Raw genomic sequence first — 13,601 nt, 5'->3', positions numbered from 1 at the left:
AGCCTCCTCACAATCGGTGAAACCGACGAACTTTCTGCCGTACCAGGTACTTCTGTACCTTGCCGCTTGCTGTGCGCGGGAAGTCGTCGACCTGGTGCAACTCTTCGGGCCACTTCTGACGTGCCATCCCGGCGGATACGAAATGCTCGCGCACATCGTCACGGGTCGGCATGGGCCAACCCGGCTTCAGCCTCAGTACCGCTGCGACCCGCTCACCGAATGCGCGGTCGGGCGCGGCCACCACGACGGCCTCGGCGACGGCGGGTAGGCCGAGCAGCGCTTCTTCGACTTCGATGGCGCTGATGTTCTCACCACCGCGGATGATCACGTCGGCCTTACGGTCGGTGATGGTGAGATACCCGTCCTCGTCGAGGACGCCGACATCCCCGGTGTGGTACCACCCGTCGGCGTCGAACGCCGTGGCCGAGAGCTGTGGGTCGAGGTAACCAAGGCACAAATCCGGACCGCGGGACAGGATTTCACCGTCGGAGGCGATGCGGAGCTCGACACCGGGACGCGCCGGGCCGTCTGTGTAAAGCCGCTTCTCGACGGGGGCTTCGGGCCGCGACCCGGTGATCGACGGATGTTCCGTGCTGCCGTATGACCGTGTCACGACCAGTCCCAGATCGGTGAGCCGCCGCGTCACCGCAACCGGCACGGCTGAGCCACCCAGACCCAGATAGGGCATGTACCGCAAGTGTTCTTCGGTGAACTCGGGGTGGTCGAGCAGGCTGGTGATGAAATACGTTGGCCCACCGCCGAAGCCGACGCCGTCACGCCGCATCAGGTCCAGCACCAGGCCGGGATCCCAAGTGTCGCACAGGTGTACCGGTACTCCTTCGAGCACCGGGCACAACAGTCCGCCGAGCATTCCGATGAAGTGTCCCACCGGCAGCGCCATCACCGAACCCGACGGATTGGGCGGGTGGTTGGCCGCCAGTTGGCGGATCTCGAAGCCCAGCGACTGATGGCTGTGCACGACGCCCTTGGGGTCGCGGGTGGTCCCCGACGTGAACGCGATCAGTGCCGGACCCGCCGGATCCGCGTCGAGCACCCCCGTCATGGGCGTCGGCGACAGCAGGTCGTCGAAGTCGCGTCCGACCACACCGACGATCGGAACGTCCGCGACCAGATCAGGGTGATACGTCATCCGGCCGAACTCCGTCGCCGTGATGAAGACCTTCGGCGCAGCGGTGGTCAGGATGTGCCCGAGCTCCTTGCGCCCGTAGAAGTGCACGATCGGCACCACGACCGCACCGAGCAGCGTGGCCGCCCAGAACGTCGCGGCGGACTCCATCCAATTCGGCAGCTGGAACGCCACGACGTCACCCGGTTGCACCCCACGCGCCCGCAAGCCTTCGGCCAGCCGGCGGGCGACGGTCTCCACGTCGCCGAACGTCCCGGCGTACGGGCGGGCGGACGAATAGACCCGGAACGGCAGCTCCCGGTGAGCGGTCAGCGACTCCGAAAGCGACGCGCCAAGCGTGTCGGACGTCCACCATCCTTCCGCTTCGTAGTGCTTCCGAAGGTCGGCAGGAATCACCCGGGTCGCCTCGTGGAATACGCTCGTCACTGCCGGAGCTCGTTTTCGGGTGCACGCGTCTGCAGATATCGAAGGCGAGCATGCCACGGTCCGGCTGGGGTCGGCCGCGAAATCCGCGGACCCGGCGGATCGTGCACCAACGTCAGCACCCCCGTGAGGTGGCAGCACCGCTGCTGCCGATGGCGACCAGTGGACGCGTGCGATCATAGCAACACTATTGCCGAACGAGAGTCGTATTCTACTTTTACATCGGGAAAGTTCGCACCCTTGCCCCGCGATGGTCCCGCGCATCGGAGCCAAGGGGCCGGCGGACCATAGACTCGGAGCCATGAGCGGGCCCATCGGTCAGCTGACACGGGGTACCACCGGCTACAACCGGTTGCGCCGCAGTGACCGCTGGCTCGTGCACGCGCCGCGGGTCCGGGTCGCGCTGGCCGCTGCCGAGGATCCGCTGGTCATCGATCTCGGTTACGGCGCCTTGCCGGTGACGACGCTCGAGCTCGCCGCACGGCTGCGGGTGGTGCGCAACGACATTCGCGTCGTGGGCCTGGAGATCGATCCCGACCGCGTGCAGACGGCGCAGGCGGCGGAGTCCCGGGTGGTGCAGTTCGGCCTCGGCGGTTTCGAATTGGCGGGACTGCGGCCCGTCCTGGTGCGGGCGTTCAACGTGTTGCGGCAGTACCCGGTCGAAGCGGTGCACGAGGCGTGGTCGACGATGCAGCGACAGCTCGCGACCGGTGGCCTGATCGTCGACGGCACCTGCGACGAACTCGGCCGCCGAGCCTGTTGGATTCTGCTGGACGAGAACGGTCCGGTGAGCCTGACGCTGGCGTGCGACCCGTTCGCGATCGAACGGCCGTCCGATCTGGCCGAGCGGCTGCCGAAGGCACTGATCCACCACAACGTCGACGGTCAGCCCGTGCACGCATTGCTGAGCGCCGCCGACCGCGCGTGGGCCAGCGTTGCGGGGCACGGGGTGTTCGGCCCGCGGGTGCGGTGGCGCGCGATGCTGGAACTGTTGCACGACAGCGGTTTTCCTGTCGTACCCGCGCGCCGGCGGATGCGCGACGGGGTGTTGACCGTACCCTGGCCGACCGTCGCACCGACCTGAGCCCGGCTACGCCGGTCCGGGCTTTCCTGCCAGCACCGGTACGCCGTGCTCGATCTCTTCTGCGGTCGCATCGAGCGCGTCGTCGACGTCCTTGGCCAACTGGATGTCCAGCCCCCGCAGATGCGCCGGTCGGGTCATCAGCGACACGGCGAGGTAGGTGACGATCGCCGCGGCGAACGCGATGAACGTCGGCCAGCCGTCGAAACTTGCCGGCACGAGGTCGTTTCGGACGTACAGGATGGTGTTGTCGACGCCGTAGATCGTCGGCGTCAGCATGAACAGGACGAGACGGACAACCAATCCCACACCCATCGCGGCGATCGCCGCGGCGGTGGTGCCCCGCCGCCATACCAGCCCGAGGATGAAGGGCACGACCAAACAGGCCAGCAGCAGGTCGAACGCGAGGGTCAGCAGGATGCCCGTCTGTTTGACGTAGATCGCGAACGCGATCGAGAACACCGTCATCGGGACCATCGCGATACGGGTCGCACGCAGCAGCGGGTCGCGCTGGCCGGGCACGTGGACACGCCGGATACCGCCGAGGTTGCGAACGCAGACATTCGAGATCGCCAGGATCGCCCCGTTGGCGGTGCTCATCGACGCGCCGACCAGCCCGCACAACACGATCACGGTCAGCACCGTCGGAGCGTATTCGCCGAGAAGCACGAAAAGTGGTGGGCCGTCGATGTCTTCGGGCAGGAACGTCTTGGCGGCCAACACCACCAGGCCGAACGGCACACAGATCGCGACCGTGCCGGTGGCCGCGACGAAGCACGCGCGGCGCGCGCTCGTGGGCGACTTGGCGGCGAACACCCGCTGCATGAAGTCGATCGCGACGATGTCGCCGATGCCGAGCGCGAGCAACGTGGCCCAGTTGATCACCGCGCCCTGCGCCGGGTCCGACAACTGCCCAAGGGCCAGCGGCCCGGTGCCGTCGGCGATTTCGAGGGTGTGCGTGGAGGCCATCCACACCAGCATCCCGATCGCACCGATCAGGATCAGCGACATCTGGATGATCGCGGTGTAGGCGTCGGCGATCAATCCACCGGTGCCGGTGTAGGCCACCGCAATTCCCGCGATGAGCACGACACCCAGCCAGTACGGCATGCCCAGGAAGTAGTTGAACAGGAAGCCACCCGCGACCAGGTTGCCCGCCACCAGCATGCAGAATCCGACCGCCAGCAGCGCGGAGGCGCCGACCTCCACCGACCGGCCGAATCTCAGGCGGTAGTAATCGGGAAACGACGTCAACCCCATGCGGTTCATCGGTTTGGCGAAGAACACGCCCGTGATGGTCAGGCACAGTGCCAGGCCGAGCGGCAGGCTCGCACCCGCCCAGAAGCCGAACTCGTAGGCGAGGTCGGTGTTGCCCAGCGTGGCGTTGGTGTCGACGGCCGAGCCCATCAATGCGCCGCCGATCAGCCAGTAGGGCAACATGCGGCCGCCGACAAGGAAATTCGAGCTGTCGCCTTCGATGCGTTTGGACACGTAGAAACCGACGGCCACGACGACGACGATGCTGGCCGCCACACCGAGAAGAATCATCTGGAGCTCCTATGCGCGATGGAGTCTCCCGGGCTTTTCTCCCGCCGTGGAACGGACGCCGCAGTCCGCCTGCACCTCTCGGACCAGACCCGCATGATTGCGGCGGAACCCTAGGCGCGCCTCACAGTCACCTGTGAGTCGTCGACCAGATAAGCGTCGCGGCGTTACGGCCGACCGCGTCCGGTGTTAACGCTTTGTTTCGATTCGAGTAGCGCGTGGACCATTTCGGATCAACAATGCCCGCAGGAGCCGTGTCGGCTCCCCGGACGAGTGTGCCGTACCCGGTCAGCGACAAGACGGCACATCAGGAGCACCCGTGACCGAAAACAACCAACCCCTCAACGCCGAGGGCGCCTGGGCTCAGCAGGCCGAGGCCCGCTTGTCCGACCGCCGCGAACGCGAGGAGATCGAACGCAGCCTGACGTTCGGGCTGGAGGCCGCCCCGACGATCAACGACCGTCGCATCTCGACGTTCGTCCGCGGCGAGTTGCCGCACTTCGCAGGCGAGCGGGGCACCTTCCTCAAGTGTCCGTTCGTCGAGGACGTGAACCAGGTCGACGACGCGGAGGTCGCGATCTTCGGCGTGCCCCTCGACGCCGGCGCCACCTACCGTCCCGGAACGCGCTTCGGCCCGCAGGGAATTCGGCGCTCCACCAACCTCTTCGGCACCTACAACTACGAGTCCGGCGTCGATCTGCGCGAGCAGCTCAACATGGTCGACATCGGCGACGTGTTCACGATTCCCGGAAATCTGGAGAAGTCGTTCGACCAGATCAGCCAGGCCATGGCGCATGTGGTGAGCAAGGGCGTGATGCCCGTCGTGCTGGGCGGCGACCATTCGATCGGTTTCCCGACCATCCGCGGGATGGCCCCGTACCTGGACGGCAACGTCGGGATCATCCATTTCGACCGCCACGTCGACACCCAGGAGACCGACCTCGACGAGCGCATGCACACCACGCCGTGGTTCCACGCGACCAACATCAAGAACGCACCCGCCACCAACCTGGTGCAGATCGGTATCGGCGGGTGGCAGGCACCGCGGGCGGGGGTCAAGGTCGGGCGTGAGCGGCAGTCGACGGTGATCACGGTCGGCGACGTCGAGCGGGTCGGTGTCGAGAAGATCGCCGAGATGGCGCTGGAGATCGCGTGGAAGGACGCCAAGGCGGTGTACCTGTCCTTCGACATCGATGTGATCGACGCCGGGTTCGTTCCGGGCACCGGCTGGCCCGAGCCCGGCGGACTGTTGCCGCGCGAGGCGCTGAACCTCGTCAAGATGGTGTCCGAGCCGGGACTGGCCGGTATCGAGGTGGTCGAATGCTCACCGCCGTACGACTGGGCCGAGCAGACCGCGTTGTTGAGTTCGCGGGTGATTCTCGACAGCCTCGCCGCGCAGGTGCGCTCCGGCAAGCTGGGCAACAAGGCCGCAGCGCTGCCCCGCCCCGCCTGGGGGCCGTAGCCGACTCCCCTTTGAGCTCGCCGAGACTGCGCTATTTGACGAAATTCCCCCTGTTTCCGTCAGAAACCGTAGTTTCGGCGAAGCGCCGTAGGCTGGGGCCCATGCGGATTGCCCTCGCGCAGATCCTCAGCGGCACCGACCCGTCGGCGAACCTCGCGGTCGTGGCGGACTACACCCGCCGCGCCGCCGACGCCGGCGCCCGGATGGTGCTGTTCCCCGAGGCCACGATGTGCCGGTTCGGGGTGCCGCTGGCCCCGGTCGCCGAACCGCTCGACGGGCCGTGGGCCTCGGGTGTGCGGGCCATCGCCGAGCGGGCGGGCATCGTCGTCGTCGCGGGCATGTTCGTGCCTTCGGGTGACGGGCGGGTTCTGAACACACTGATCGCCGCCGGCGACGGTGTTGACGCGCACTACGAGAAGATCCACCTCTACGACGCGTTCGGGTTCCAGGAGTCCAAGACGGTCGCGCCCGGCCGGGAGCCGGTCCTGATCGAGGTCGACGGCGTGAGTGTCGGGCTGACGCTGTGCTACGACGTCCGCTTTCCGGAGCTCTACGTCGAGCTTGCCGAACGGGGTGCGCAACTGATCACCGTGCACGCGTCGTGGGGCAGCGGGCCGGGCAAGCTCGACCAGTGGACGTTGCTGGCGAGGGCCCGCGCGATCGACACGACCGGCTTCGTCGCCGCCGTCGACCAGGGCTGTCCGGAACCCGACATCGCGGCGCTCGGTCCGACCGGCGTGGGAGGCAGCCTGGTCGCGTCCCCGACCGGTGACGTGCTGGTCAGTGCGGGCGACGACCCGCAGTTGCTGGTGACGGACATCGACCTGGAGGACGGGCGCAAGGTGCGCGAGACGGTCGCGGTGTTGCGCAACCGCGCGGACTTTGCTCGTCGCGGTAAGGCAGAATCGCGCTCGTGACTGACCCGTGGGCCCGCCCGAACCAGCCGTCGCCGCCGCAGGGCCAGGTCCCCTCGCCACAGCAGGACCAGGCTCCGCCACCGCAGGGCTCGCCGCCGCAGGGCCCGCCGCCCGGACCCCATGGAGCCAATGAACCGGGCCGAAGCGAGCCACCGCCCTCGGAGTCCAAGCTCAGGAGCCTGCTGCGCGATCCGCTGTCGATCGTGCTGGTGGTGGTCATCGTGGTGGCCCTGGTGCTGGCCGGCGTGCTCGCCGGCGAACTGTACGCACGTAAGCGCGCGAACGACGTCGTCGCAGGTGTCACGTCATGCGTGGTCGAAGACGAGGCGAGCGCATCGTTCGGCGTCATGCCGCCGTTCCTGATCCAGCACATGTCCGGCCACTACACGAACATCCACATCGAGACCGCAGGCAATCAGATCCGCGACGCCAAGGGTATGAAGGTCGAGTTGACCATCGAGGACGTCCGCCTCGAGGACACGGCCACCTCGGGCGGAACGATCGGTTCACTGGTCGCCGACATCAACTGGTCGTCGGAGGGCATTCGGCAGACCATCTCCGATTCGATCCCGCTCATCGGCGCGTTCGTCAGCGGTGTCACGACCAACCCGTCCGACGACACGATCGAGTTGGAAGGCGGGCTCGGTTCGATCAGGGCCCGGCCGGCGGTCGTCGACGGCGGGATCTCGCTGCAGGTGATCGAACTGACCGGTCTGGGTTTCACGCTGCCCCGCGAAGCCGTGCAGCCGGCGTTGGACGCGTTCACCTCCGAGCTGACGAAGAATTACCCGATGAACATCAAGGCCGATTCGGTGGAGGTCACCGATGAGGGTGTGGTGAGCCGGTTCTCGACGCGCAACGCCGATATCCCGAAGGGTCAGCAGGATCCCTGCTTCGCCGAGCTGTGACCGTCAGTCGGTGACACCGGTCCAGCGGAAACTGTTGACGTACTTGCCCATATCGATCGCCAGCTGCAAGTTGGCACCCGACGGATGGCCCGTGCCGAAGTCGGGTGTGAATTCGCGGTAGGGGCCGATCGCCGAGGCCACCAGGGCGACATCGTTTTTGACGGCGACCATCACGATCAGCCGGAGCCGGGTGAAGCTGCCGCTGGCGTCCTGGGGATAGTCATCGGCGACGACGCCGTAGCCGGGTTCATAGCCGACCATCGCGTTGGGGATCTCGTATTCGGTTGCGGCGTCCGGGTAGTACTCGTCGATCAGGTCCTCGGCGACCTGCTTGGCGGTCCGGTTTGCGGCGGGCAGTCCGAACAGCTCGAGCATGCCGGTGTCCCCGCCGGTGAACTCCAGCTCGACCCCATCGGGGAGCAGCGTCGCCTCGTACGCGCTACCGGGTCCCGGGTATTGGACGGAGAACGACCCGTCGGCGGCATAGAACCGCGGGTTGGATTCGATGGGCTCGCCGATCGGAGGCCGCCCACAATCGGGCGGGCACACGATCTTCGGGACGTCGGGGGTGGTGAGCACGGCCGTCACCGCACCGGCCGTGACCGCGATGGCCGCGCCCACACCCAGCGTCACGAGCACCCGCGCGCGGCCGGCCTCCCCCTCGGGGTTCGGCTCCTGTGGCAATGGGCCCGCGGCACGCTGCCCACCGCGCAGCGCAGCCAGTGCGACCACGGCGATGGCGGCATGCACGATCAGATGCACGATGTGCGGCGCCGGGGTGTACTCGGTGACACCCATGATCGTGTAAAGCACCAGCGTCACAATCACACTGGCGACGATCATCCTCCGACGCTCCGCCCACAGCGCGAGGCCGACGAGCCCGCCGAGCGTCAGCGCGGTCAACGGCAGGGTCAACCCCTGGATACCGGCCTGTACCAGAAGCGCGCTGACCCACAGGTCTTCGGCTCTGAAACCGGTCGCGAACTGCGGAACCAATCTGGTTGACGTCGCTGCCGATGTGAAGACGACGGCGCTCAACGCCCCGACCGCGTAACCGTCGAACGGCAGGCGAGTCACCCCGCGGCGGAACCGCAGCACCGCCGCCGGAATCAGCATCGCGATCGCACTACCGACCGGTATCGCAATGCCTGTCAACAGTTTTTCGCGATCCAGCTCGCCGCCGCTGAGTGCGACATCGTGGGACTCGGCGACGATGCTGCCGGTCGCCAACGCCCACCCGACACCGAGCACCGCGGCCAGCGCAGCGGTCTGAATCAGCTGCCGTGCCGGTAGGTCGTGACCTGCCTGACGCAGATAGCCGATGAACACCAGCGCCACACCGACCGCTCCGATCGCGATCAGCGGCGCCTGCCAACGCAGTAGCGCGAAGCCGACGAGCATCGTCGCCAGTGCTGCCAGCGCGAGCCCGAACGTCGCCCTCGATCGAGCCGACACATGCGGAAACAACAAGCTCGTCAGGGGATCTCGCCACCGACGTCGGCGGCGCGGTGACGCTTCGGTCAACGCGACGTCTTCTGCAGGTCGAGGATGTTGCGCGCGAGGTTCTCGGTGTTCGGGCTGCCGAGGCCCGTCACCAAGTCGTACCCCGGCGACGCCAGATCGACGGCGTTGCCGCCCTTGGTCACATCACGGAAGCCGGGCAGACGCGACCCGGAGGCCACTTGGTAGAGCACGGGATTGAGGTTTCCGACCTGTCGCCCACCGTTGGCCAACAGGTACTGGTTCATCAGCACGGTGAGGGCCGCCCAGATCGGGGCCGATTGCGATGTGCCGCCGCCGACGACCTCGCGCTGGCCGAAGATGAACCGCACACCGGTGAAGGGATCGGCGACCGCGGAGACGTCGGGGAGCAGACGGCGGCGCTCGGTGTCACGCTCGACGTCCAATTTCTGCTGCCACGCCGGCCGGGCGAACAACTTCGCCACCCCGCCGCTACTGCCCTGCGACAGTGGGGAATCCACCCACGCGTGTTCGGCCAGCCACTGCCCGCGCGTACCTGTCGACAGCGTCGTGCCTCCGACCGACGTCATCGTGGGAAGCGAGGCGACCGCGTCGACACCGATGTCGTCCGGTCCCGGCGGAGCCGACCAGCGGTCGCCGCCTTTGCACTCCAGACCGGCGGAGTCCCCGCTGGCGTCGAACGCCGTGGTGCCGCGCCGCTGAGCGGCCATCAGGGCCGCCTCGACCGGAGCCAGATCGGCCGCGGTGACGAACGCCTCGCATCCCCATCCGATCGACAGGCTCCACACGGCCCCGGGGTAGTCACGGTCGACCTGTTCGAACAGTCGTCCGAGCTTCTCGTAGGTGCCGTCACCCTCGACCGTCGGCCTGGCGTTGACCACCACAAGCCGCGCATCGGGCGCAATCGCGTGCGCCACTTGCAGATCCATCGCCGTCTCACCGTGCACCTCGGACGGTTTGCCGCCCACGATCTCGGGTGTGAACCGCGGTAACCCGGATGTGTCGGCGAACAGGTCGAGGTCCTCCTGTTCGACGCTGTCGAACGCGAAGATGACGATCGTTGCGCCCTCACCGGTGAAACCGGCGTCGGCCAACGGCGTGGCGTTGTACGCCGACAACAATCCGTCGGGTGTCAGCCCGCCCTTGGGCACGTCGAGGGGAACGATGTCGGGCCGCTTCATGCGGTACGGGGTGTAGCTCATCACCCGTCCGACCGCGGTGACGTCGTCGCGCAGTGCCGCCGGTATCGCCGGCTGCTCGGGCGAAGCGTAGAACTCCTCGCCTTTCGGAGTCCGGTAGTCGCGCACCGGAATCCCGAACGCCCGCGCGAGATCCCCGGCCGCCCCCTCGACGATCGCCCATCCGTCACCGGGCCGCCAGCGCACCCAGAGGTCGCGGGCGTCCGCCCAGCCCATCAAGGCGGCTGGGCGTTCCGGTGCGCCGAGCGTGACGGTGACTTGCGCGTCCGCCGAACGTGACGGGCCCAGGTCTGTCGAACTCGCCAACAATGCCGCATAGGCGCCGGTGATCACCGCCGGGGTGCGCGATGCACACGCACCCGACGCCGCGATCAGCAGCGCGGCGGTGAGGACGGCCGCGACCCCGGGCCTACTGGCCGTGAGGACCGCGGTGCCGACCGGGCGTCGGACCGGGAGCAGGCGGCGCATGAACGGTGGGCGAGAACGGGTTCGGCTCATTGGGATCGATGCGCGGCGCCTTCTCCGTCGGCGTGGCGGGAGGAGGCGGCGCCGTAGTGGTGGTGGTCGTTGTCGTCGTCGTTGTCGACGTCTCGGGCGCCTGTCCCTCTTCGCTGGAGCAGCCGGCGGTGAATGCACCCATCGCCAGCACCGCGGTCACCCCCGCTCCGGCCAGCGTTCGACGTAGCAAACCGCTTTGAGTCATCATGATCAGATCCTATCCACGGTTTCCCGTGTGCGCAGATGGCGATGGTTCCAGCCGTCGGGGGCGGACGTCACTATACGGCAAATATCGGTTAGCGGCGTAAATTACTGTCGGCGGTCGGCTTTCGGGAAGCCCTCGAGTACCGCCCGCGTTCCCGACAGTCCCAGTCGGGTGGCACCGGCGTTGAGCATCGCGATCGCGTCATCGGCGGTCCGGATACCGCCACTGGCCTTGACCTGTGGCCCCACCGTCGCCATCAATTCCACTCCGCGCACCGACGCCCCGCCTGCGGGATGAAATCCCGTGGAGGTCTTGATGAAATCGGCGCCCGCATCCGCCGCGGCCCGGCAGGTGCCGAGCAAGGTCTGCTCGTCACCGAGCAGTAGAAGCGCGGCGGACTCGACGATCACTTTCAGTGTTGCGCGGGCACCGATCTCGGCACGCACCGCCTCGACATCGGCGCGCACCGCCGCGAGGTCCCCGTGCAGCGCCGCCCCCACATCGATCACCATGTCGATCTCGCCGGCGCCGTCTTCGACCGCGAGCCGCGCCTCGGAGGCTTTGATCGCCGAAAGATGCTTGCCCGAGGGGAATCCGACCACCGCACACACCACCTGCGAGGGCGAACCCGACCGTCTGGCGACCGAAACCATCGACGGCGACACGCAGACCGCGTAAACCCCGAGCGCCGCAGCCTCCTCGGCGACCGCCGCGACGTCGGCCTCGGTCGCCTCGGGCTTGAGCAGTGTGTGATCGACCAGTCCTGCGACCTCGTCGCGTCGGTAGCTGCGATTCATCAGAACGGCTCTTCGGTACCGCCGGGGTTGCAGCCGGTCTCCACCATCTCCTCGTAGGAGACCTCGGGACGCCACGGCTCGAGATTCCAACTGACCTTGCCGGGTTGGTAGTACTCGGCGAATTCCCAGTGACAGACGAATTGCGGCTTCATACCCGGGATGTCCGCATCGGGCGCGAGCGTCAACACCTCGGCCCAGGCCGCCTCGCCCTGAGCGGGGGCGGACAGCCCGGAGGCCTGCCGTCCGGCCGCGGTCGGATACACCCGCAGACTCGACAGGTCGCCCCACTTGGCCCATTCGACGTGATCGACGAGCGGCGGGGCAGGAACGGTCGGGTTGGCAGGCTGCGCCGGATTCGCCGACGCCACGGGGCCGGCCAGCGCGGGCACGATGAGGCCGGCCGCCATGATGACGACCGCGACGAGGCGATGCACTACCGGGACTTCCCCTGGACCTCGAGCAGCTTGGGTCGGACGTCGACCAGGTAGACGCCGGCCGCGACGGCTGCGATGGCGGGCCCCAGCACGGAACCGAGCACTAGCGCCAGCAGCCCGGCGACCCCGAGGATGACCAACCAGACCGGCTTGGTCAGTTTGTCGGCGGCCGGATAAGCGTCTGGCCGTTGCATCGCCGCATGAACGAACGCGTACACCGTCGTCGCGAGCACGGCGATCTGCAAAAAGAAGAGGACGTAACCCACCAAGCCTTGGAGCTGCACGCTTCAAGACTAAGCGGGTTACGTCCCCTCGGTCGACTTTGGGCCTTCAGACCCGCTGTCGAGTCCTTACTTCTGGGTGACCTTCTTGGCCGCAGCCTTCTTGGCGGGGGCCTTCTTGGCCGGGGTCTTCTTCGCCGGGGTCTTGGCCGGAGCCTTCTTGGCGGTGTTCTTCACCGGCGCGGCACCCTTGTCTGCCTTCTTCGGCAGCTCGACGCCGACCAGCTTGGCGGCACGCTCACCCACGGCGCGGGTCTGCGCGGCCACGTTGCCCAGCGCCTCCTGGGTCAGCTCGACGGCCTGGTCGGTGTAGCCCTCGACGCGGCCGGCGGCCTCGCTGAAGCCGGACTGGCTGCGCAGGCGCTCGAGTGCGGCCTCGCCGCGCTCGACGAGCTTGTTGTAGGTGGTCTGCGCCGCCTCGGCGTAGGTCTCGGCGAACTTGCGCAGCTCGTCGGAGCTCAGACGGTCGCGCAGCTCACCGAACTGCGTCGGCAGGTCCTCCTGCAGCCGGTCGATCCGCGCGCGGGTCTCCTCGACGCGGCTACGCGAGTCGGTGCGGGCGTCGTCGGCGCGCTCACGAAGGGCGGCGACGATCTCGTTGACCCGCTCGAGCGCGAGGTCGGCGGCACCGACGGCGGCGAGCAACGGCGCCTTGAGGTCGTCGGGGGTGGGCTGGTTCTTGGCGGGGGTGTTCTTGGCCATGGTGTTCCTTTCTCAAAGTTTGTCGTTGGCTTGCGTTCTGTTCAGAAGGTGGAGTCTCTATTCAGTCGACGACTCCTGTTCTGTGTCGCTACCTGCTTCGTCAACTTCGGCCTCGTTCTGCTGACAGAACGAGGTGTAGATGTCGAGCAGCACCTGCTTCTGCCGCTCGGTGATCGCCGTGTCGTTGACGATGGCGTCGCGCACCTCGCTCTTTTCGCTGGGCTCGAGAATCCCGGCCCGCACGTAGAGCACCTCCGCCGACAAGCGCAACGCCTTGGCGATCTGGTTGAGCACGTCGGCGGAGGGTTTGCGCAATCCCCGCTCGATCTGGCTGAGGTAGGGATTGCTGACGCCGGCCTTCTCGGCCAACTGTCGTACGGATACCTGGGCGGCCTCGCGCTGCGTCCGGATGAAGGTGCCGATGTCCTGGGCGGCGGTCTGCGCAGCGTTGGACACGACGACGGCAAGATTGTCATCCTGCGACATACGAAGCCCTCCACGCGTCGGGTATCCAATAAGC

At 67.4% G+C, this 13,601-nt stretch carries 14 protein-coding genes and 2 riboswitches; of the genes, 4 read left to right on the top strand and 10 right to left on the bottom strand.

The annotated features are described in order from the left end of the window. Positions 1-7: 7 nt before the first annotated feature. Positions 8-1,573, bottom strand: a complete 1,566-nt coding sequence (locus AU072_RS26670) for an AMP-binding protein (RefSeq protein ID WP_064416546.1) — start codon at positions 1,571-1,573, stop codon at positions 8-10. Between the two features lie 298 nt (positions 1,574-1,871). Here AU072_RS26670 and AU072_RS26665 point away from each other — a divergent pair, with 298 nt between their 5' ends. Continuing rightward, complete coding sequence (locus tag AU072_RS26665; protein ID WP_064416545.1) at positions 1,872-2,654, top strand: hypothetical protein; 783 nt, start codon at positions 1,872-1,874, stop codon at positions 2,652-2,654. A 6-nt stretch (positions 2,655-2,660) separates the two neighbouring features. On the opposite strand, the gene AU072_RS26660 is transcribed toward AU072_RS26665, so the two are convergent. Then, the gene (locus AU072_RS26660; RefSeq protein ID WP_064416544.1) at positions 2,661-4,199 is read right to left on the bottom strand and encodes a high affinity choline transporter 1; all 1,539 of its coding nucleotides are present in this window, start codon (positions 4,197-4,199) and stop codon (positions 2,661-2,663) included. Between the two features lie 23 nt (positions 4,200-4,222). Continuing rightward, positions 4,223-4,324, bottom strand: a riboswitch (guanidine-I (ykkC/yxkD leader). 117 nt (positions 4,325-4,441) lie between these two features. After that, a riboswitch (guanidine-III (ykkC-III) riboswitch) is annotated at positions 4,442-4,505 on the top strand. 10 nt (positions 4,506-4,515) lie between these two features. On the opposite strand from AU072_RS26660, the gene AU072_RS26655 reads away from it, so the two are divergent. From AU072_RS26655 to AU072_RS26645, 3 genes are all read left to right on the top strand, one after another. Continuing rightward, complete coding sequence (locus AU072_RS26655) at positions 4,516-5,658, top strand: agmatinase family protein (protein ID WP_064416543.1); 1,143 nt, start codon at positions 4,516-4,518, stop codon at positions 5,656-5,658. A 101-nt stretch (positions 5,659-5,759) separates the two neighbouring features. Then, the gene (locus AU072_RS26650) at positions 5,760-6,575 is read left to right on the top strand and encodes a carbon-nitrogen hydrolase family protein (RefSeq protein WP_064416542.1); all 816 of its coding nucleotides are present in this window, start codon (positions 5,760-5,762) and stop codon (positions 6,573-6,575) included. Beyond that, entirely contained in the window at positions 6,572-7,483 is a 912-nt protein-coding gene (locus AU072_RS26645) for an LmeA family phospholipid-binding protein (RefSeq protein ID WP_064416541.1), read from the top strand. The genes AU072_RS26650 and AU072_RS26645 overlap by 4 nt, the downstream gene beginning before the upstream one ends. Before the next feature lie 3 nt (positions 7,484-7,486). Here the strand turns inward: AU072_RS26645 and AU072_RS26640 are convergent, their stop codons facing one another. The 8 genes from AU072_RS26640 to AU072_RS26605 all read right to left on the bottom strand — a co-directional run bounded on the left by AU072_RS26640 (position 7,487) and on the right by AU072_RS26605 (position 13,567). Then, positions 7,487-8,938, bottom strand: coding sequence for a zinc ribbon domain-containing protein (locus tag AU072_RS26640; protein WP_235629813.1), 1,452 nt, complete (start codon positions 8,936-8,938; stop codon positions 7,487-7,489). A gap of 65 nt (positions 8,939-9,003) precedes the next feature. Next, positions 9,004-10,632 (bottom strand): S53 family peptidase, encoded by a 1,629-nt coding sequence (locus AU072_RS26635; RefSeq protein WP_064416540.1) that lies wholly within the window; start codon positions 10,630-10,632, stop codon positions 9,004-9,006. After that, on the bottom strand, positions 10,574-10,870 hold the full coding sequence (locus AU072_RS27815) for a hypothetical protein (RefSeq protein WP_407937630.1): 297 nt from the start codon (positions 10,868-10,870) through the stop codon (positions 10,574-10,576). Before AU072_RS27815 ends, AU072_RS26635 begins: the two co-directional genes overlap by 59 nt. A 101-nt stretch (positions 10,871-10,971) precedes the next feature. After that, entirely contained in the window at positions 10,972-11,664 is a 693-nt protein-coding gene (gene deoC / locus AU072_RS26625; protein WP_064416538.1) for a deoxyribose-phosphate aldolase, read from the bottom strand. Next, positions 11,664-12,098 (bottom strand): DUF2599 domain-containing protein, encoded by a 435-nt coding sequence (locus AU072_RS26620; protein WP_407937629.1) that lies wholly within the window; start codon positions 12,096-12,098, stop codon positions 11,664-11,666. The genes deoC and AU072_RS26620 overlap by 1 nt, the downstream gene beginning before the upstream one ends. Then, complete coding sequence (locus tag AU072_RS26615) at positions 12,098-12,382, bottom strand: DUF2516 family protein (protein ID WP_064351279.1); 285 nt, start codon at positions 12,380-12,382, stop codon at positions 12,098-12,100. The genes AU072_RS26620 and AU072_RS26615 overlap by 1 nt, the downstream gene beginning before the upstream one ends. Positions 12,383-12,448: 66 nt before the next feature. Next, positions 12,449-13,081 carry a hypothetical protein gene (locus tag AU072_RS26610; RefSeq protein WP_064416537.1) on the bottom strand — a complete coding sequence of 211 codons (633 nt, stop codon included), beginning with the start codon at positions 13,079-13,081 and terminating at the stop codon, positions 12,449-12,451. Positions 13,082-13,138: 57 nt separating this feature from the next. After that, a complete protein-coding gene (locus AU072_RS26605) occupies positions 13,139-13,567 on the bottom strand; it encodes a helix-turn-helix domain-containing protein (RefSeq protein ID WP_064416536.1) in 429 nt (142 codons plus the stop codon). Positions 13,568-13,601: the final 34 nt, after the last annotated feature.

The sequence above is a fragment of the Mycolicibacterium novocastrense genome (assembly GCF_001499835.1).
Lineage (GTDB): Bacteria > Actinomycetota > Actinomycetes > Mycobacteriales > Mycobacteriaceae > Mycobacterium > Mycobacterium novocastrense.
The sequence above is the reverse complement of the archived record's forward strand: the minus strand, read 5'-3'. Positions and strand labels throughout refer to the sequence as shown.